20 protein-coding genes are annotated in these 19,134 nt (G+C 33.4%); 10 read left to right on the top strand and 10 right to left on the bottom strand.

What is annotated here, in order from left to right; all coding sequences use genetic code 11:
• Nucleotides 1–915 carry a bile acid:sodium symporter family protein gene (locus F6P99_RS02475; protein WP_152285851.1) on the bottom strand — a complete coding sequence of 305 codons (915 nt, stop codon included), beginning with the start codon at nt 913–915 and terminating at the stop codon, nt 1–3.
• Nucleotides 916–1,151: 236 nt separating this feature from the next.
• On the opposite strand from F6P99_RS02475, the gene F6P99_RS02480 reads away from it, so the two are divergent.
• From F6P99_RS02480 to F6P99_RS02495, 4 genes are all read left to right on the top strand, one after another.
• Nucleotides 1,152–2,069 carry a T9SS type A sorting domain-containing protein gene (locus tag F6P99_RS02480; RefSeq protein ID WP_152285852.1) on the top strand — a complete coding sequence of 306 codons (918 nt, stop codon included), beginning with the start codon at nt 1,152–1,154 and terminating at the stop codon, nt 2,067–2,069.
• Between the two features lie 111 nt (nt 2,070–2,180).
• Nucleotides 2,181–3,191: a recombinase RecA gene (gene recA / locus F6P99_RS02485; protein ID WP_152285853.1), complete on the top strand. Its 1,011-nt coding sequence runs from the start codon at nt 2,181–2,183 to the stop codon at nt 3,189–3,191.
• A gap of 125 nt (nt 3,192–3,316) precedes the next feature.
• Complete coding sequence (gene rimK, locus F6P99_RS02490) at nt 3,317–4,690, top strand: 30S ribosomal protein S6--L-glutamate ligase (RefSeq protein WP_152286300.1); 1,374 nt, start codon at nt 3,317–3,319, stop codon at nt 4,688–4,690.
• Between the two features lie 7 nt (nt 4,691–4,697).
• Nucleotides 4,698–5,666, top strand: coding sequence for an ABC transporter ATP-binding protein (locus F6P99_RS02495; RefSeq protein WP_152285854.1), 969 nt, complete (start codon nt 4,698–4,700; stop codon nt 5,664–5,666).
• Here the strand turns inward: F6P99_RS02495 and F6P99_RS02500 are convergent.
• From F6P99_RS02500 to F6P99_RS02510, 3 genes are read right to left on the bottom strand one after another with little or no spacing between them, the layout of a single operon-like run.
• On the bottom strand, nt 5,663–6,961 hold the full coding sequence (locus F6P99_RS02500) for an APC family permease (protein ID WP_152285855.1): 1,299 nt from the start codon (nt 6,959–6,961) through the stop codon (nt 5,663–5,665). The genes F6P99_RS02495 and F6P99_RS02500 overlap by 4 nt on opposite strands.
• A gap of 57 nt (nt 6,962–7,018) precedes the next feature.
• On the bottom strand, nt 7,019–7,690 hold the full coding sequence (gene trmB / locus F6P99_RS02505) for a tRNA (guanosine(46)-N7)-methyltransferase TrmB (protein WP_152285856.1): 672 nt from the start codon (nt 7,688–7,690) through the stop codon (nt 7,019–7,021).
• A gap of 8 nt (nt 7,691–7,698) precedes the next feature.
• Nucleotides 7,699–7,908 (bottom strand): DUF6341 family protein, encoded by a 210-nt coding sequence (locus F6P99_RS02510; protein WP_152285857.1) that lies wholly within the window; start codon nt 7,906–7,908, stop codon nt 7,699–7,701.
• Between the two features lie 42 nt (nt 7,909–7,950).
• On the opposite strand from F6P99_RS02510, the gene F6P99_RS02515 reads away from it, so the two are divergent.
• The gene (locus tag F6P99_RS02515) at nt 7,951–8,871 is read left to right on the top strand and encodes a DUF6427 family protein (protein ID WP_226912990.1); all 921 of its coding nucleotides are present in this window, start codon (nt 7,951–7,953) and stop codon (nt 8,869–8,871) included.
• Between the two features lie 54 nt (nt 8,872–8,925).
• Here F6P99_RS02515 and F6P99_RS02520 read toward each other — a convergent pair whose 3' ends face one another.
• The 3 genes from F6P99_RS02520 to F6P99_RS02530 all read right to left on the bottom strand — a co-directional run bounded on the left by F6P99_RS02520 (nt 8,926) and on the right by F6P99_RS02530 (nt 12,417).
• Nucleotides 8,926–9,753 carry a DUF6263 family protein gene (locus F6P99_RS02520; RefSeq protein ID WP_152285859.1) on the bottom strand — a complete coding sequence of 276 codons (828 nt, stop codon included), beginning with the start codon at nt 9,751–9,753 and terminating at the stop codon, nt 8,926–8,928.
• Nucleotides 9,754–9,874: 121 nt separating this feature from the next.
• Nucleotides 9,875–11,419 carry a glycine--tRNA ligase gene (locus tag F6P99_RS02525; protein WP_152285860.1) on the bottom strand — a complete coding sequence of 515 codons (1,545 nt, stop codon included), beginning with the start codon at nt 11,417–11,419 and terminating at the stop codon, nt 9,875–9,877.
• 122 nt (nt 11,420–11,541) lie between these two features.
• On the bottom strand, nt 11,542–12,417 hold the full coding sequence (locus F6P99_RS02530; RefSeq protein ID WP_152285861.1) for a hypothetical protein: 876 nt from the start codon (nt 12,415–12,417) through the stop codon (nt 11,542–11,544).
• Between the two features lie 207 nt (nt 12,418–12,624).
• Here F6P99_RS02530 and F6P99_RS02535 point away from each other — a divergent pair, with 207 nt between their 5' ends.
• Nucleotides 12,625–13,248, top strand: coding sequence for a ComF family protein (locus F6P99_RS02535; RefSeq protein WP_152285862.1), 624 nt, complete (start codon nt 12,625–12,627; stop codon nt 13,246–13,248).
• 65 nt (nt 13,249–13,313) lie between these two features.
• Nucleotides 13,314–14,936: an Ig-like domain-containing protein gene (locus F6P99_RS02540; RefSeq protein ID WP_152285863.1), complete on the top strand. Its 1,623-nt coding sequence runs from the start codon at nt 13,314–13,316 to the stop codon at nt 14,934–14,936.
• Here F6P99_RS02540 and F6P99_RS02545 read toward each other — a convergent pair.
• Complete coding sequence (locus F6P99_RS02545) at nt 14,933–15,388, bottom strand: DinB family protein (RefSeq protein ID WP_152285864.1); 456 nt, start codon at nt 15,386–15,388, stop codon at nt 14,933–14,935. The genes F6P99_RS02540 and F6P99_RS02545 overlap by 4 nt on opposite strands.
• An 88-nt stretch (nt 15,389–15,476) precedes the next feature.
• Between F6P99_RS02545 and F6P99_RS02550 the strand changes: the two genes are divergently transcribed.
• Entirely contained in the window at nt 15,477–15,824 is a 348-nt protein-coding gene (locus F6P99_RS02550) for an arsenate reductase family protein (protein ID WP_152285865.1), read from the top strand.
• A 48-nt stretch (nt 15,825–15,872) separates the two neighbouring features.
• Here F6P99_RS02550 and F6P99_RS02555 read toward each other — a convergent pair whose 3' ends face one another.
• Both F6P99_RS02555 and F6P99_RS02560 read right to left on the bottom strand, forming a co-directional pair.
• Nucleotides 15,873–16,475, bottom strand: a complete 603-nt coding sequence (locus F6P99_RS02555) for a DUF4254 domain-containing protein (protein WP_152285866.1) — start codon at nt 16,473–16,475, stop codon at nt 15,873–15,875.
• Between the two features lie 24 nt (nt 16,476–16,499).
• Nucleotides 16,500–17,444: a hypothetical protein gene (locus F6P99_RS02560; RefSeq protein WP_226912991.1), complete on the bottom strand. Its 945-nt coding sequence runs from the start codon at nt 17,442–17,444 to the stop codon at nt 16,500–16,502.
• Here F6P99_RS02560 and F6P99_RS02565 point away from each other — a divergent pair.
• A complete protein-coding gene (locus F6P99_RS02565) occupies nt 17,418–18,002 on the top strand; it encodes a thymidine kinase (RefSeq protein WP_152285868.1) in 585 nt (194 codons plus the stop codon). The genes F6P99_RS02560 and F6P99_RS02565 overlap by 27 nt on opposite strands.
• 3 nt (nt 18,003–18,005) lie before the next feature.
• The gene (alr, locus tag F6P99_RS02570) at nt 18,006–19,130 is read left to right on the top strand and encodes an alanine racemase (protein WP_152285869.1); all 1,125 of its coding nucleotides are present in this window, start codon (nt 18,006–18,008) and stop codon (nt 19,128–19,130) included.
• Nucleotides 19,131–19,134: the final 4 nt, after the last annotated feature.

Raw genomic sequence — 19,134 nt, forward strand, 5'->3', positions numbered from 1 at the left:
TCAAGATTGACGTTTAAATATTTTTGCAACAATAATACCCGCCAAATTGTGCCAAATACTAAAAACAACTGCTGGCAAAGCCGTAATTTTAGAAAAATGCACCAATGCCAAACTCACCCCTAAACCCGAGTTTTGCATGCCGACTTCTATCGCAATCGTTTTGGACACTTTTTTAGGAAATTGCAACACGGTCGGAACCAAATACCCGATTAAAAAACCGAAAACATTGTGTAACAAAACCGCGATAAAAATCAATATTGGAAATGTTGCCAATACATCTTTATTCAAAGCGATCACACAGGCTACAATCGACGCTATGGACAAAATTGAAATCGAAGGAAAGAAATCGATAACAGGTTGGATTTTCTTTTGAAATAATTTTCGAATTACTAATCCGTCTAATAAAGGAAAAAGAACAATCCAAAAAGTAGTTTCAGCCAAAGAAAGAAACGAAATATCTATTGATTCATTTGCTAAAAAAAATATCCAAAAAGGTGTCAATATAGGCGCTAAAATCGTAGAAATCAAAGTTAAACTTATAGACAAAGGAAGATGTGCTTTGGACAAATACACCATCACATTAGAAGCTGTTCCACCAGGACAAGCTCCAACGATAATTAATCCGACTAACAAGTTTTGAGGTAATTGCAAAAACTTACCGATAACAAAAGCCAGAAGTGGCATCACAAAAAATTGCAATAGTACTCCTACAAAAAGCCATTTTGGATTTTTACCGACATCCTTTAAATCTTTAAAATCAATCGTCAACCCCATTCCCAGCATAATCAAACCTAGTATAAAAGGTATATAGGATTTCAACAAAGAAAAAGCATCTGGAAAAATCAAGCCTAAAGCAGCAAAAAATAGTATGGTAATTAAAAAATGCTTTTCAATAAATTTTGAAATGAAGTTCATCTTGTTTTTTTAGCAAAAATAAAAAACCATTGCTCAAAACCAACTGGTAACTTTATAATCGTCAATCTATCAAGTTATTAAATAGTAGAAATTTCGTATCTTATAAGGGCTATCGAAAAAGACCTTATCTATTTTACTTTAAGGCAAGCCTTGTTGTGCTTGTTTCTAAAGTAGAATTACTTTGTATATATCTAACTTTTTTCGACAGCTCTATTATTAATCTAAATTATTAAGCTATGAAAAAAATTACATTGTCGTTAACCCTCTTATCGATTTCCCTCACTCAAGCACAAATCAAAAACGCCTCTATTTCTGATGAAGGTGATATAGCCATTGTGGCTTATCATGACAATCCAGATGGATTCTCATTTGTGTTATTAGATGACTGTCCTAACAACACGACTATTTATTTTGTTGATGAAGAATGGACTGGTGTCGCTTTTGCTTCTGCTACAACTGAAGGAGAAGTAACTTGGACGAATAATACAGGAGCCATCATTTCTCAAGGTACCGTAATCCATATTGAAAATGCGAATGATAACAGTCCTGGAATCTTAGCTTCTGAAGGACTTGCGATAGAGTCAGACGGCGGATTTTCATTAGGTCTCACCGAGGATGAAATTATAGCAATAACAGGTACACGTTCATCTCCAGGTACATTTTTAACTTTTTTTGGAGATTCAGATTCAATGGGAAGCACGCTTACTGGAACAAGCTTAACAAACGGCTCCAATGCCATCTATACAAGTACCATCACTGAAGGATATTATTCTGGCACAAACAACTGTGATGACTTAACCATTAGCGAATGTGCACAACAAATCAATAATGTTTCTAATTGGACATTCGGGAGTTATACTTATCCAGATGTTGTTCCCAATACCATAGATGTAAGTGGTGTTTTATCAATCAAAGAACCTAAAGTAAAATCATTTGTTTTTTCTCCCAACCCAGTACATGACAAACTCAACATTCAATACTCAGAAAATATTAACCTGATAGAAATCTACAATTCGTTTGGTAAAAAAATAATTAGCAAGAGCTATGATAATACCAAAATCGAACTCGAACTGCATCATTTATCCTCAGGAATCTATCATGCAATTTGTAAATCCAACACAAAAAACCAGCACTTTCAATTTGTAAAAAAATAGACTTATGAAAATTGTTAAAAACTCATTTTTAGAATGTCTATATCGGCTCTAAAAAGATAATATTTTTACTATTTTTACTTTCTAATTATTAATTTCAGAAGCGAAGCAAATATGGCAAACGATACGAAAGAAAAAGATGCGAAATTAAAAGCATTACAGATGACCCTTGATAAGTTAGACAAAGCTTATGGAAAAGGGGCAGTTATGAAAATGGGTGATGTTGCTCATGTAGATGTTGAATCTATCTCTTCTGGATCTCTAGGATTGGATTTAGCATTAGGTGTAGGTGGATATCCTAAAGGAAGAATTATTGAAATTTACGGTCCAGAATCTTCTGGTAAAACCACGCTTACAATTCATGCCATCGCTGAAGCGCAAAAAGCAGGAGGAATTGCTGCTTTTATTGATGCAGAACATGCTTTCGATAGATATTATGCAGAAAACTTAGGTGTAGATATTGACAATCTTATCATCTCTCAGCCAGATCACGGAGAACAAGCATTAGAGATTGCAGAGAACTTAATCCGTTCTGGTGCTATTGACATTGTAGTAATTGACTCGGTGGCTGCATTGACTCCAAAAAGTGAAATTGAAGGAGAAATGGGTGATTCAAAAATGGGATTACATGCGCGTTTGATGTCTCAAGCCTTACGTAAATTAACAGGAACTATTTCGAAAACAAATTGTACTGTTATTTTCATCAACCAATTGCGTGAAAAAATTGGTGTGATGTTTGGGAACCCTGAAACAACGACTGGAGGAAACGCCTTAAAATTTTATGCATCAGTACGTTTAGATATTCGTAGAAGAACGCAAATTAAAGATGGTGACCAAGTAATTGGAAATAGTACCAAAGTAAAAGTGGTAAAAAACAAAGTTGCTCCACCTTTCCAACAAGCAGAATTTGATATTATGTATGGAGAGGGTGTTTCTAAGGTTGGAGAAATTTTAGACATCGGAGTAAACTATGGAATTATCAAGAAAAGTGGTTCTTGGTTCAGTTATGGAGATACCAAATTAGGACAAGGTAGAGATGCTGTAAAAAACCTTATCAAAGACAATCCAGAATTGGCAGAAGAATTAGAAACAAAAATCAAAGAAGCTATCGAAAATCAAGAATAGATTTTTCGACTCTATATTATAGAAGGAAGTAGCTTTTGTTACTTCCTTTTTTTATGTCAAAAAACATAGTTTTAATTTAACAAATGAAACTATTAAAACAATATCTTTGTTATTGCCAACATTATATACTCATGGAAAAAACTATTATAGGAAGTGAAGAATGGTGTGCATTACCAGACTTACAAGTACCCGCAATAAAAGCAAGAATAGATTCAGGAGCAAAAACTTCATCAATTCATGCAATCAATATTATACCCTTTAAAAAAAGAGGTGAAAAATGGGTGCGTTACGATATTTTCCCGCTACAATCTAACCCCAGTGTAAGCATTCATTGCGAATCAAAAATTCTAGCTACACGCTACGTAAAAAGTTCTACCGGTGTAAGTGAAAAAAGATATGTGATACTTACCGACCTCGTTTTAGGAGAAAACAAATGGGAGATTGAAATGACATTAGCAAATAGAGATTCTATGGGCTTTAGAATGCTACTCGGAAGGGAAGCAATGGTAGATCGTTTGGTCATAGACCCTTCTAAAGAAGACTGTATCAAATCAATCACCCCAGAAGAATTAGATGCATATTACAAGACAGGAAAGCCTTTAGAAAATGGATTAAAGATTGGTGTTTTGGCTAGTAACCCTGAATTGTATAGCAACAAAAGAATCATGGAAGCAGGTGAACAAGCCGGACATCAAATGTTCTTTTTGAATGCACAACAATGCTATATGAAAATGGATGCTGACAATCCAGAAATTCATTATCGTGGCGGAAATGTTCTAGAAAATTTTGATGCCATCATCCCTAGAATCAAACCGAGCATGACATTCTATGGATGTGCTTTGATTCGACAATTTGATTCGATAGGAACCTTTATTCAAAATGGGGCAGCAGCCATTTCTCAATCGAGAGACAAACTGTTTTCATCTCAATTATTTTCAAAACATGGAATTCAAATTCCGACTACAGGATTTGCCAATTCACCATTAGAAACCAAAGAATTAATTGAAATGGTGAATGGTGCTCCGTTGATTATAAAATTATTAGAAAGCACGCAAGGTAAAGGAGTTGTATTAGCCGAGACCAATAAAGCTGCAGAAAGTGTTATCAATGCTTTTAAAAGCTTAAAAACAAACATCCTCGTGCAAGAATTCATCAAAGAAGCCGATGGTAGAGATTTACGTTGTTTTGTGATTGATGGTAAAGTAGTTGCTTCTATTGAAAGAGTTGCTGTAAAAGGAGAATTTAGAGCAAATATTCACCAAGGAGGTACAGCAAGAGTTGTAAAAATTACTCCAGATGAAAAAAAATTAGCCATTAAGGCTGCCAAAGTTTTGGGGCTAGATGTTGCTGGAGTAGATTTAATTCGATCAAATAAAGGACCTTTGCTATTAGAAGTAAATTCATCACCTGGTTTAGAAGGAATTGAAAAAGCAACAGGAAAAGACATCGCTAAAATGATGATCAAAGCAATTGAGAAAAAATTAAAATTTCAGAAATAGGATTTCCGTGCTAGCAATAAAAAATATTTCTTTTGCTTATGATAAAAAAGAAGTTGTAAAAGAAGTTTCTTTTATCGCTAACAAGGGTGAATACATTGCGGTTATTGGAGAAAGTGGTTGTGGCAAAAGCACTTTGTTAGAGATAATATATGGGTTGCTGCATATTGAAAAGGGAGAAATAACTTGGGATGACATTAAACTTCTAGGCCCGAATTATTATTTAGTCCCTGGAGAACCTTTTATGAAATACCTTTCACAAGATTTTGACTTGATGCCTTTTACATCTGCTGCTGAAAACGTCGGTAAATTTTTACCCAATCGATTTCCGAAAGAAAAGAAAGCGCGTACCAAAGAATTACTTGAAGTGGTTGACATGACTGATTTTGCAGATGTAAAGGTCAAGAATTTAAGTGGTGGTCAAAAACAACGTGTTGCATTGGCACGGGTTTTAGCAAAAGAACCTGAATTGTTATTATTAGACGAACCATTTAGTCATATTGACAATTTCAGAAAAAACAACTTACGTCGCAAATTATTCAATTATTTAAGAGAAAAAAACATTGGTTGTATCGTCGCCACACACGACAGCACGGATGCGCTCTCTTTTGCTGATCGAATCGTTGTAATGAAAGAAGGAAGTATCGTAGCTGAAAACAGTCCGCAAAACCTATATAAAAAACCACCATCTAAATATGTAGCTTCGTTTTTCGGAGATGTGAATGAAATTGCACTAAACAAAATAAATACTACTGAAAACTCTAAAAAAACAATCCTTTTATATCCTCATGAGATAAAAATTAATTCGAAAGCTACGATAGAAGCAACCGTTCTACAAAGCTATTTTATGGAAGGCGTGTATTTGATTGAGGTACTTTTCAAAGAACAAATACTGTTTGTCCATCATACAGAACATCTAAACAAAAACACCAAAATTCATCTTGAATTTGATTCTGAAACAGTTGCCTTACGCAGTTAACCTTTGGTTTTCAAATACTCTTTGTCGAATATTTTTTTATAAATCGTTTCACCTAAAAAGCACAGCAAAATAATTGAGAAGGCAATAACAACACCAATGATATTTGTAGTCGTTTGCTGATAGACTAAAACGATCAATGCTAACATAGACAAAATAAATCCTACTAAAGATATCAATCGATTTCCGTTTATTTCTTTCGCTAATTTGAAAGCTATAAAGTTTACGATACCAAAAATCAATAAAAAACCGACACTTCCCGCTGTAGAAATACTCTCTAACTCTAAGGTATTTGTAATAATAATTGTCGTTATCGCAGTTATCAAAAGTCCGATGGGCTGATTCCATATTTTACCTGTCAATTCATGAGGAAGTTCATCATCTTCTGCAATTTCATAACTCACTCTACTACCGCCATACAATGATGCATTGATCGCTGAAAATGTAGATATCAACGCTGCGATAGTAATTATAGTAAAACCTGCTTGACCTAACATCGGTTTAGCGGCTTCTGCCAACACATAATCCTCTGCAGTTGCTATTTCATCAAACGGTAACGAACCAACCGTAACAACAGCAATAATAATATACAAAAGGATGACAAACACCACAGAATACGAATAGGCTTTCGGAATATTTTTTAATGGATTCTCAATATCCGGTGCTGCATTGGCAATCAACTCAAATCCTTCATAAGCAACAAAAATAACCATCCCTCCTGCAAAAATTTTTATAGAGCTCGACCAGTTTTCTATTCCCAACTGACTCATATTTGTATTGCCAAACAAACCATAACCACCAATGGCGATAAAAGAAATCAAAATAACCAATTTGATAATAACAGCATAAGATTCAATTTTTCCAACTACTGAAATGCTATAGTAATTTATTGTTGTTGCTATAACAATAATAAAGGTAGCATAAAGATGACTATCTAATGAAACCTGCTCGGTAATCTGATATAAATTCGGCGCATACGAACCAAAGGCAGAGGCATATAAAGCAAGCATGATGACATAACTTACCCAAAGGAGGTTATTGATGGCACCACTGAATATTGACTTACCAAAAGCCTGATTCATGAATTTTACCGTACCTCCCTTATCAGGAAATTTAATGGAGAGTTTTGCATAGGCATATGAAGTTAACAATGCAATGCAACCCGCAATTAAAAATGAAAGATAGGTTGCACCTTTGGCAATAGAGACTGCTAACCCTAGAACAGCAAATATACCACCTCCTACCATACCTCCTATACCGATAGAAATGGCCTCTTTTAAACTGATTTTATCTTTCATAAATGCTTATTCTTTTAAACATTCACCAAGATAAAATAAACTGATTAGAAACTGAAATTAATATTTCAATTTGAATTTAATGTATGTAATGGGTTTGTTTACCTCTAAATACTGTTTTTCGTAAAACGTTTGCGTATTCAGAACCACCTCTGGAGCATGTGGATTTGTATAGATATCATGATGTGCGTAAAGAACTTCTTGTCCTTGACCATGTAACAATCCTAACGTATAACCATGCATAAATTCACTGTCGGTTTTTAAATGCATGATACCATCTTCATTTAGAATGTGGTGGTATTTTTTCAAGAACTCTTCATTCGTTAAACGATGTTTTGTTCTTTTGTATTTTATTTGAGGATCTGGGAATGTGATCCAAATTTCACTCACTTCATTCTCAGCAAAACACAAATCAACCAATTCGATCTGAGTTCGCACGAAAGCTACATTTGGTAAATTTTCTTCTAATGCGGTTTTAGCACCTCGCCAAAAACGAGCTCCTTTGATATCAATACCTATATAATTGATATCAGGATTTTTTTCTGCTAAGGCAATAGTATATTCACCTTTACCACAGCCTAACTCTAATACAATTGGATTGTCGTTTTTAAAGAATTCATTCCATTTTCCTTTGTAGGGAAAATCGGTAGTAACTTCTTCACGAGTAGGTTGAATTACATTAGAAAACGTTTCATTTTCATTGAAACGTTTCAATTTGTTTTTACTTCCCAAAAGAAAATTTATTTAGGTAAATCTTCTGTTCCTTCTTTTTTAAATCTTACAGACTCTTTCATCCAGTAAGCAAGCAACACAAAAAATACTGCTATAAAAAGAAAGTTGATAATATTAGATGTCCACCAGTTTTTATCGCTTCTGATTAAATCAAAAGGAACAAAAAGTCCTTCTGTGAATAAATCTCCGATGATTCTAAATATATTGTTTGCTATCATAACTTAAATTATCTTTACGCTGCAAAAATATAAAAACTAAACATGCTAGCCAATTTTTTTGAAAAAACTAAACCCTTAAACATCATCGTACTCGGTTTATTTTTTTTTAGCTTTAGTTTCACCTACTTTTTAACGAACAAAACTACTGATTATCCTATAATTACGTGTTTTTTTCGAACAGGAATCCACGCTATATTTTTGTTGTTTAGCACGATTATCTTTATTAAAAATGGCGTTTCAAATAACAACCTACACAACAGCTTTTTCATTATTTGTTTTTATGGGATGTTTGCAAATGCTCTTGAAGAGACACATCTATTGTATGTTTCAGCACTTTTTTTATGGATAACTCAGAAAATCGCTACTTTAAACAATACAGAAAGTGCTAAATTAACCTTATTCGACATTGGTATTCTAAGTGGTGTTTCGTTTTTAATTTATGATTGGGCGATTTTAATCATGTTATTCGTATACCTATCATTGATCATCACTCAAAAAGTAAATTTAGAAAACATCCTAAGTCCGTTACTTGGTTTGTTAGTTCCTTTATTCTTAACATTTACCTACTTTTTCTTTATCGAAAACGTCGATGCGTTTTATAGTTTCTTCGACTTTGCGTATAACTTTGATTTCTCACATTACAACAGTGCACATTTACAATTGTCTTTTTATGTATTGTTGTTTTTAACAATAGTTGGCATTGTAGTAACGACTCCCAAAGTAATATCTATTAGTGACTCGTACCGTTTGCAATATCTTTTGACAATATTACTCCTCGGTATTAGTAGCGTTATTATAAGTTTGAAAACAGAAAAAAACGGAAATGAGTTACTACTTACATTTGCTCCGTTGTCTATCATCATGGGACGCTTTGTACAGTCGATACCTAAAAAAAGATTCAAAGAATTATTCGTTATCGCTGTTTTTGCTTTTTCTCTTTTTCAACTTCTAAGAACTGCATAAAAAAGGCTTAAGAAAAAAATCCTTAAGCCCTCTGATTTATTAAGAAACGACTAACTAAATATGTGAAGCAGTCAAGCTAATTTCTGCCTTCATATTCATATCCATTACATTTCCTTGTGCTTCCATTTGCATATTCATATCCATTACCATATTTGAAGACAACGTCTCACCAGTTTTTTTATCTAAGGTAAGATCACCTGAAATAGTTGCTTCTAACATTTTCATGGCAGCAGTTTCACCATTTAACATTTTACCCGTAACGGTTAACAACAATTGACTTTTCTCAATACCTACCAAAGTATAGGTATATTCAATTTTCCCTATTTGATTCATGGATGCATTCATCGTCCAGCTATCTCCTACTTTCACCTTATGCTCAGGGAATGCGATAAACTGATTCGACATTTGTTCTTTTAATTCTTCAGCTTTGGCAACTGGAATCTCTGGAAACGCCTTAGCAATATCAATCGGTTCAGTAAACTCACCTTTAGTACTAATACTCATAGGAACAGAGGTGTCTACAACACCTTTAAAACCATCAGCGATTTGTTTTGAAAAGGGATCGTCGTCATTATTTTTTTCTGAATCATAGGAACCCGACATTACTGGATTTTTCATATCCATTGTAATTTTCCCAAAAGTCATTTCAATTTTATTCACATCATTCTCACGAGCATTCGTCTTAAATAACATTTCGAACCCCATGTCCATTTTGGTACTGATATTTTGTTCGCCTGCTTTGATAGAGATATCCATCAATGCCGTCATATCATTTTTCAACGTTGAACCTACTTTTGGTTGATAACGAATTAAAACAGATTTTTGAGCAAAAGCAAAAGTTGAAATAAATAATACCGCGAAAAGAATTTTATAATTTTTCATATGTTGATTTTTACCAAATGTACAGATTTTAAAAAATATTTCCACATAGCCTACAAAAAAAGCCTTAAGAAATATCTTAAGGCTTTTTACTTCTTATATAAAGAAATCTATATTTTGCTGATTACTGGATTTTCTGCAACCACTCAGACATATTAACCTCTTTGTTTATGATTGCTTTTAAGTCAGAAATCAACACTCTTTTTTGTTCCATCGTATCTCTATGTCGAATGGTAACCGATTTGTCTTCTAACGAATCGTGATCCACTGTGATACAAAAAGGAGTACCTGCTGCATCTTGTCTTCTATAACGTTTTCCAACGGCATCTTTTTCGTCGTACAATACATTGAAATCAAATTTCAAGTCATTTACAATCTCTTTGGCAATTTCTGGTAACCCATCTTTTTTAACCAATGGAAAGATTGCCGCTTTTGTAGGAGCCAATACAGCTGGTAATTTCAATACCGTTCTTGAAGTACCATTTTCTAACGCTTCTTCTTGCAATGCATTTGAGAAAACAGCTAAGAACAAACGATCTAAACCAACAGATGTTTCTACAACATATGGCACATAGCTTTCACCTAATTCAGGGTCAAAATATTGTAATTTTTTTCCAGAAAATTCTTCATGTGCTTTTAAATCAAAATCAGTTCTAGAGTGAATCCCTTCTAATTCTTTAAAACCAAACGGAAATCTAAATTCTATATCAGCTGCAGCATCTGCGTAATGTGCTAACTTATCATGGTCGTGGAAACGATAATTATCTTCACCTAAACCTAAAGAAAGGTGCCAGTTTAAACGTGTTTTTTTCCAAGTGTCGTACCATTCTTTTTGTGTACCAGGGCGGACGAAGAATTGCATTTCCATTTGTTCGAACTCACGCATTCTAAAAATAAACTGACGCGCTACAATCTCGTTTCTAAAAGCTTTACCTGTTTGCGCAATACCAAAAGGAATTTTCATCCTACCTGTTTTTTGCACGTTCAAAAAGTTTACAAAAATACCTTGTGCTGTTTCTGGTCGTAAGTATAAATCCATTGCAGAATCTGCAGACGCTCCTAATTTTGTACCGAACATCAAATTGAATTGCTTCACCTCTGTCCAATTTTTAGACCCTGAAAGTGGACACCCGATTCCTAATTCTTCGATCAAGGCTTTTACATCAGCCAAATCTTCTTTTTCTAAAGACTGCCCCATTCTTTTCAGAATAGCATCTCCTTTTTCTTTATATCCTAAAACTCTACCATTGGTAGCTAAAAATTCTTCTTTATTAAAAGCATCCCCAAAACGCTTTGCAGCTTTGGCAACCTCTTTTTCAATTTTAGCATCTAGTTTCCCTACATAATCTTCTATAAGAACATCTGCACGGTATCGTTTTTTAGAGTCTTTGTTATCTATTAATGGATCGTTAAAAGCATCGACATGCCCAGATGCTTTCCAGGTGGTTGGATGCATAAAAATTGCAGCGTCTAACCCTACAATATTATCGTGCATCTGCACCATTGATTTCCACCAATATTCTCTTATATTTTTCTTTAATTCAACACCGTTTTGTGCGTAATCATATACTGCACTCAACCCGTCGTAAATTTCACTTGATTGAAATACATAACCGTATTCTTTCGCATGTGAAACTACTTTTTTAAATTGATCTTCTTGCTTTGCCATGCTGCAAAAATAAGTATTTTCTTTATTTCTAACTATTCTATAATCTTGTTTTTAAAGACCTAGATTTTAAACAAAAAAAGAGCGAGAATAACCTCGCTCTTTCTCACTTACTGAAAGTAAATTTATTTCAAAGTAACTGTAGTCTCTCCAACTGTTTTACCGTTTAAAACAGCAGAAATAGTGTACAATCCTTTTTTGTTTTCTTTTCTGTTTACATCTGTAATAATGATTACATCTGTAGCGATATTTTGATAGTCGATTGTAGTTGTATCAGAATAGTAAACTTCTTCTTCGTTAATTGTAACTTTACCTTTTGGAGCAATTACAACACCTTCAAAATCTTTGATGATGATATAAGCCTCTTTATCTCCTCCTTCAGTTACTGCATTCTGTCCAATTTTAAACGACACTCTAAATGCATCTGTATATTTCGCTCTTGTAGTTGACTTTAAAGCTCCAGAAGATTTTTTCTTCATAGAAACTGCTTCAAATTCTTGAATTGCCAATTCTGATGCGATCGCAACCTTAGCAGCTAATGCTTCGTTCTCAGCTTTCAATTCTGCTTCTTCTTCCTCTTTCGTTTGGATGATTTCTTTAGCAGCAACAATTTCTTTATTTAACTCCTCGTTTTTGGCAGTTAACTCCTCGATTTGTGTAAATAATTCTTTGTTTTTCTTTTGCATTGTATACACTCTGCTCTTGTATCTCTTAATTGCAGAATAACTAGCTGCTTTTTCAGATTTTAAAGAATCTCTGTAAGAAACAATGTCTTGACGTGCTGCAACTAACTTAGCATTCATTGTTGTATTCTCTGCAATTTTTGCATCGTACTTAACAACTAATTCATCTAATTCTGCTTTGATTTCAGCTTTTTCAGATTCTAATTCTGCCTGTAACGCACTGTGCTTAGAATTCGAATAAAAAGAATACCCTAATGCAAACAATAATAATGCCCCTAAAACTAAAGTAATGATTTTACTTGATTGTTTGTTTTCCATTTTAAATTTTTTCCGGTTTATTTTAAGCTGCCAAATTTACTACTTATAATTATAAAACGCTATATTTTATAGGGTTAATTACAGATAATTTTGTCTGTTTTAATTAAAAAAAGTATTTTTTAGAAAAAAATAGCTGTGTATACAAGTATCTTTTCTGATATTCTAAATCTATTTTATCCCAACGCTTGCGTTCAATGTTCAAAATCGTTGCATACGAACGAAACTCTTTTATGCATTCAATGCCGTCATGATTTGCCATATGCATATTACCATGAAAAGAACAACCCATTAAAAAAACTATTCTTTGGAAAACTTCCGATTGTATCTGCCACTTCTTTGTTCTTGTTTCATAAAAATGGAACAGCCCAAACTTTAATTCATTTGTTAAAATACAAACAGCAAGAATACATTGGTTCTTTTCTTGGATACCTGTTAGCTGAAGAACTTAAAAAAAATCAATTATTTGACACGATTGATATGATCATTCCCGTACCAATACACCAAAAAAGAATCACCAAACGTGGTTACAATCAATTAACGTTACTCGGAAAAACACTTTCAAAAGAACTGCAAATTCCCTTCAACGAATCGATTTTGATCAAAACCGAACCTTCACGTACGCAAACCTTAAAAAACAAACTCGATCGAAGAAAAAACACTGAAAATTCTTTCAAATTAACCGATACATCAGTACTCGAAAATAAAAAAATTCTTCTGTTGGATGATGTAATTACAACGGGTGCTACGATTGAAGCTTGTGCTCGAGAACTATTAAAAACCAAAAACGTAGCCATCAGCATTGCCAGTGTTGCACATACACCTAACTTTTAAATTTTTAGCCTAAAACTTCACTAAATAAATTGTTACTTTGTAGCTTCAAATAAAAAATTATTTCTGTGAAAAATTTATTCACTTTTTGCATTATTTTATTGGTTCTCATTGCAGCAACTACCAACTGCGCAAGAAAAGGAAGTCCAACGGGTGGACCAAAAGACACGATCTCACCAGTAATGGTAACTGCTACACCAGAATACGAAGCGATTAATTTTAAATCAAAAAAAATAAAATTGGTATTCGACGAATATGTAAAATTCAAAGACTTAAACAAACAGTTAATTGTATCGCCTCCTTTAAAACACGCATCAGATATTACTCCAGCAGGTACTGCTAGTAAAAAGATTGTTATTGAAATAAACGATACCCTTAAAGAAAACACTACCTACTCATTTAATTTTGGAAACAGTATTATTGACAATAATGAAGGAAACCCTTTAGGAAGTTTCAAATACGTTTTCTCTACAGGTAGTTACGTGGATTCTCTTGAAATTTATGGTGCCACTTCGGATGCCTACGAACGCGTTTTCGATACAGAAATCTCTGTATTGTTATTTGAGGTAAACGACACATACACGGATTCTATTATATACAAAGAGAAACCGAGTTATATGACCAATACCTTGGATACTATTCTGTATAACATTACAAATATAAAAGAAGGAAAGTATCAACTAATCGCTTTGAAAGATTACAATAGCAACTTTCAATTTGACCCTAAAGATGATAAAATCGCCTTTATTACAGAGCCTATTGAATTGCCTAGAGATTCTTTTTTTCATTTAAAATTATTCAAAGAAATACAAGAATTTAAACTTTTAAGACCTTTAGAAAAAAGAGTTGGAAAAATAATTTTTGGGTATGAGGGAGAACTCGATAATCTAAAAATAGATCTTTTAACCGAGACTCCTGATAACTTTAAAAGTTTCATCAACAAAGAACAAGACAAAGACACTCTTAATTTTTGGTTTACTCCTTTCGAAACCGACTCATTACAATTTCTTGTAAAGCGAAATGATTTCGAAAAAAAATACACCGTAAAACTGAGAACAAAAAAACAAGATTCACTAGATATTGAATCTCCTATCAATGGGGCTTTTCATCCGCGAGATACTTTTTACTTAAAAAGTAATTTCCCTATTGATAAAATGAATCCTGAAAATATTTTTATTACAGATATAGACACATTAGCTGTTCCGTTTACGACTAGAACGAATGTAGACAAAACCAAAATGTATGTCGATTTCGACAGAAAACGAAACGGGAAATACCAAATCGATGTATTGCCAGAAGCACTTGTTAGTTTTTATGGAAAAACCAATGACACATTGCAATACTTTTTACAAACAGGTGATGTTGAAGATTACGCAATCGTTGAGATTAATTTAGTGAACCCAGAGAATAAACCCATCATATTAGAACTGATTAAAAGCAGCGACGATACTGTATTTGAAAAAATAACGACTTCGAAAAGCGAAAACTACGAATTTACAGATATTGAACCTTCGACCTACCTCATTAGAATAATTTTTGACGATAACAAAAACAACAAATGGGACACAGGAAGTTTCTTGAGAAAGATTCAACCTGAAGAGGTTTATTATTATCCTGTCGAATTAAAACTAAAAGCCAACTGGACTGTTAGCGAAACCATTGACATCAGCGCAATTCAACAAATGAATTAAACTAATTTTTTCAACCCTAAAATAGCACCTAAATGGATTCCTTCATGAAATAAATTGAAGGTTGCTGCTGATTTAATGTCAGTCAAAGTTACATTTACACTTGTTGTATATTCAGTATAATTCTCAAAAATTCGCTTTTTATAATCCTCTTCAAATTTCAATGGCAAAGAGATAAACAACGATTTAATTTCGTCAAACTCTTCTTGAGTCATATCTCTCTGAGGAGCGGTACCTTTTCTATACAAATCTATCATTTCATCTGAAATCAAACATTTCAAACCAGAAAATTTATAACACAACAATTGTTGCGTAACCACCAAATGGGCAATATTCCAAGCGATGTTATTTTTTGAATTTCCAGGTATCTTATTCAATTGTTCCATTGATAAACCATCAATTGCTTTTAACATCAACACTCTTCCTTTACTTAAGCTGTCAAAAATATACTCCATGTTTTAAAATATTTAATCAAATTTTCGATAAAAATAGCTAATTAAAGTTTGAAAACGTAGTATTTTTGGAGGAATCAAATTGAGAACCATGAAAAAAATATACCATCTAAAAACTTGCGATACTTGCCGAAGAATTTTGAAAAGCATCAATCTTGAAGGAGTAGAACTGCAAGAAATAAAAACCCAAGAAATTACCGTAGCTCAACTCGAAGAAATGCATTCCTTGAGTGGTAGTTATGAAGCTCTCTTTAGTAAAAGAGCACAACTTTACAAATCAAGAGGACTCAAAGACATGGACCTTTCTGAGGAAGATTATAAAGGTCTTATATTAGAAACGTATACCTTTTTGAAGAGACCCGTTGCCATTATCAATGGAAAAATATTTATTGGTAATAGCAAAAACAATATAGAAGCACTCAGAAATGAGTTGGCATAATTTCTAAATATCACAAAAAAAAGAGAGAGGAAAACCTCTCTCTTTTTTTTATTTTTTTGCTCTCAACATCGGATTCAATTCATCGTCGTTGTACATTTTCATTTGTTTATAAACTTTCATGTATTTGTCACCACTTTCAATATCAGTAATCAAATCATCGATGGCTGTAGACAAATCAATACGTTGTTCTAACAAAACATTCAATTTAGCTTGACATGCTTTTTTATGAGTTTCTGATGCCGATTCTCTTGTAGCTTCTTCTCTCATATGATAAATCTTTAAAGCCAAAATTGACAATCTATCTATAGCCCAAGCTGGACTCTCAGAGTTAACCTTAGCGCTTGGTTTCTCAACTACATTTTCATATTTTTTCAAGAAAAAACTATCAATATATTCTACCATATCCGTTCTATCTTGATTAGAAGCATCAATTTTTCTTTTCAGCTCTAAAGCTTCAACTGGGTTGATATCTGGCAATCGAATAATATCTTCATAATGCCATTGTACCGTATCAATCCAACATTTTCTATATAACAAATGCTCTAAAGTAGCTGCGTCATAAATGTTTTCAAAAGATTGATCTACTGAATCAATCACATGATATTTTTCAATGACACTGTCAAAAATTTTATTGTAACCTGATGCCTTCATTCTGTAATTCTATTTTTTATAATATTATGCAAACTTACGAGTTATTAATGTAATAAATCGCTCTTCGAACTCTTCTTTTCCACTCCAGTCATAATCAGACTTTACCATTTGCGTAACAAACTGAATGGCTTCTTTTTCCGATTTAAATGAATTTAATTGTGAGACTACTCTGTTAAAATCTTCTTGACTGCCTTCAAATAAATGCTTTACAAAAGCAATCCTATCATTCAATCCTATTTGTAAATTTTTCTGCACCAAAACATCGTTCAAAGATTTTTTGGCAGTTTCAACCCGAACAGCATTCTCAAATAAATCTGTAGTCAAATCCAAAGAAATTGTATCTTTTAATTCTTCTTCTAACGTGTTTTTTGAAGCAGAAGTTTGAGGTTCCTTTTCAACATCAGATGTAGAAAATAAATCTTCTTGTAAAACAGCTGTTTCTTCTTTTACGACTTCTTCAATTGTAGTTTCTTCAACAACTTCTTTTTCTACGACAACCTCAGCAGCAACTTCCTTTTTTTTCTTTTTCTTTTTCGATTTTTTCTTTGGCTTCTCTTCTTCTTCTGATGCAACAATTTCTTGTGCAACAGGCGTTACTTCTTTGACAGCTGCAACAACCTCTTCTTCTGTTGCATCTTCTAGCACATTCATTTTATCCAAGATATCGTTTTTTGAAGCAGATGGTTCTGATTCAACAAACCTATCTACAAAAGCCAACACCGAAAGTTTTTCATAAAGTACACCCGCTTTCTCTTTCAAAGCTAAAATATCGTCTCTATTTTTCATTTGTAAAATACTGTGAGCAATACTCACCAATTCAGATTCTATTTTTTTGTGCATAACTTGATGGCTTTTCAATCCTTTACTTATATAATTTTGATAAATTTGTGAAACTATGACTGAAACCTCAGTCATAATTGATTCAAGTTTTAAAATTACAAAATGTTTCTCGAAAATACCGTAAATCATACAGAACAATTTGGGTGGATAGAAGTGATTAGTGGATCTATGTTTTCTGGTAAAACTGAAGAACTAATTCGTCGCCTTAGACGTGCAAAAATCGCCAAGCAAAAAGTAGAAATTTTTAAACCTACTACAGACTCTAGGTACGACCCTGAAATGGTAGTTTCTCATGATGCGAACGAAATTCGATCTACACCTGTCCCAGCTGCATCCAACATTCGGCTGTTGGTAAATGATGTAGATGTCGTTGGTATTGATGAAGCTCAATTTTTTGATGATGAAATTGTAACCGTGTGCAACGATTTGGCGAACCGTGGAATTCGTGTTATTGTTGCAGGGCTTGATATGGATTTTGAAGGAAAACCTTTTGGGCCAATGCCAAACTTAATGGCAACTGCTGAGTACGTAACCAAAGTACATGCAGTATGTACACAAACAGGAAACTTGGCGCATTTTAGTCACCGAAAAACAGACGATAAAAAATTGGTAGTTTTAGGTGAAACTGAAAATTATGAACCCCTGAGCAGAAAAGCATTTTTTAACGCAACAAAAAAAGACAAGTAATCGTTGAAAACAAATCATACATATGCCTCACATGTAAGTGTTTTAGAAATTGATAACAGTGCACTCGAACACAATATTTCTTATTTCAAAAAAAAGCTACAAACTGGCACTAAACTACTAGGAGTTGTAAAAGCCTATTCATATGGGCATGATGCGATTGAAATTAGTAAAACACTAGAAAAAAACGACGTCGATTATTTGGCTGTCGCATATACAGATGAAGGTATAGCATTGAGAAATGCTGGAATTACGCTACCTATTTTAGTATTACACGCGCAAGTTCAAAATTATGAGCTCCTATTAAGCTACAATCTAGAACCAAATATTTATTCGAGCTTTACGCTTGAAAATTTTATTGCAGTAGCGAAAGTGAAAAATGTTAAAAATTATCCAATACACTTAAAATTCAACACGGGTTTGAACCGTTTAGGCTTCACTAAAAACGATGTGAATCCTATAATTGCAACTCTCCAAGACAATTCTCACATTAAAATTCAGTCCGTTTTTTCTCATCTTGCTGCTAGCGAAGATGCAAACGAATATGATTTCACTAAAAATCAAATAAAAAAATTCGAAAATATCCGTAAAGAATTTCTGAACGCTTTTGTGCACCCAATCGACTTTCACCTTACCAACACTTCCGGAATTATCAATTACCCAGAAGCGCATTTCAACATGGTAAGATTGGGAATCGGTATGTATGGATTTGGTAATGACAAAAACGAAACCGCACAACTTAAAAATGTGGGTACTTTAAAGACCATTATTTCTCAAATTCATGAAATCAAACCAGGTGAATCCTTAGGATACAACAGAGCTTTTATAGCTGACAAACTAACTAAAACTGCTACTTTACCCATTGGTCATGCTGATGGAATCTCAAGAGAATTGGGTAATAAAAAAGGTTGTGTTTACATTCAAAATATCAAGTGTCCTATTCTAGGAAATGTTTGTATGGACATGATCATGGTAGATGTTAGTCAGGTTGCTTGCAAACCTGGTGATGAAGTAATCATCTTCGATAGTCAAGAGAAAGTAAACGTATTGGCAACAAACTCAAACACTATTTCTTACGAAGTAATCACAGGAATTTCGCAACGAATTGCAAGAAAAAAAATTTCAAGCTAAAATT

Source organism: Flavicella marina (genome assembly GCF_009193215.1).
GTDB lineage: Bacteria > Bacteroidota > Bacteroidia > Flavobacteriales > Flavobacteriaceae > Flavicella > Flavicella marina.

Excerpts from the sequence above, each read along its gene's own strand:
- F6P99_RS02520 (WP_152285859.1), bottom strand. The coding sequence starts at position 9,753 with ATGAAAAATTATAAAATTCTTTTCGCGGTATTATTTATTTCAACTTTT.
- F6P99_RS02525 (WP_152285860.1), bottom strand. The coding sequence starts at position 11,419 with ATGGCAAAGCAAGAAGATCAATTTAAAAAAGTAGTTTCACATGCGAAA.
- F6P99_RS02515 (WP_226912990.1), top strand. The coding sequence starts at position 7,951 with ATGCTAGCCAATTTTTTTGAAAAAACTAAACCCTTAAACATCATCGTA.
- F6P99_RS02480 (WP_152285852.1), top strand. The coding sequence starts at position 1,152 with ATGAAAAAAATTACATTGTCGTTAACCCTCTTATCGATTTCCCTCACT.
- F6P99_RS02530 (WP_152285861.1), bottom strand. The coding sequence starts at position 12,417 with ATGGAAAACAAACAATCAAGTAAAATCATTACTTTAGTTTTAGGGGCA.
- F6P99_RS02510 (WP_152285857.1), bottom strand. The coding sequence starts at position 7,908 with ATGATAGCAAACAATATATTTAGAATCATCGGAGATTTATTCACAGAA.
- F6P99_RS02555 (WP_152285866.1), bottom strand. The coding sequence starts at position 16,475 with ATGAAGGCATCAGGTTACAATAAAATTTTTGACAGTGTCATTGAAAAA.
- F6P99_RS02565 (WP_152285868.1), top strand. The coding sequence starts at position 17,418 with ATGTTTCTCGAAAATACCGTAAATCATACAGAACAATTTGGGTGGATA.
- F6P99_RS02550 (WP_152285865.1), top strand. The coding sequence starts at position 15,477 with ATGAAAAAAATATACCATCTAAAAACTTGCGATACTTGCCGAAGAATT.
- F6P99_RS02545 (WP_152285864.1), bottom strand. The coding sequence starts at position 15,388 with ATGGAGTATATTTTTGACAGCTTAAGTAAAGGAAGAGTGTTGATGTTA.
- F6P99_RS02560 (WP_226912991.1), bottom strand. The coding sequence starts at position 17,444 with ATGATTTACGGTATTTTCGAGAAACATTTTGTAATTTTAAAACTTGAA.
- recA (WP_152285853.1), top strand. The coding sequence starts at position 2,181 with ATGGCAAACGATACGAAAGAAAAAGATGCGAAATTAAAAGCATTACAG.
- F6P99_RS02500 (WP_152285855.1), bottom strand. The coding sequence starts at position 6,961 with ATGAAAGATAAAATCAGTTTAAAAGAGGCCATTTCTATCGGTATAGGA.
- F6P99_RS02475 (WP_152285851.1), bottom strand. The coding sequence starts at position 915 with ATGAACTTCATTTCAAAATTTATTGAAAAGCATTTTTTAATTACCATA.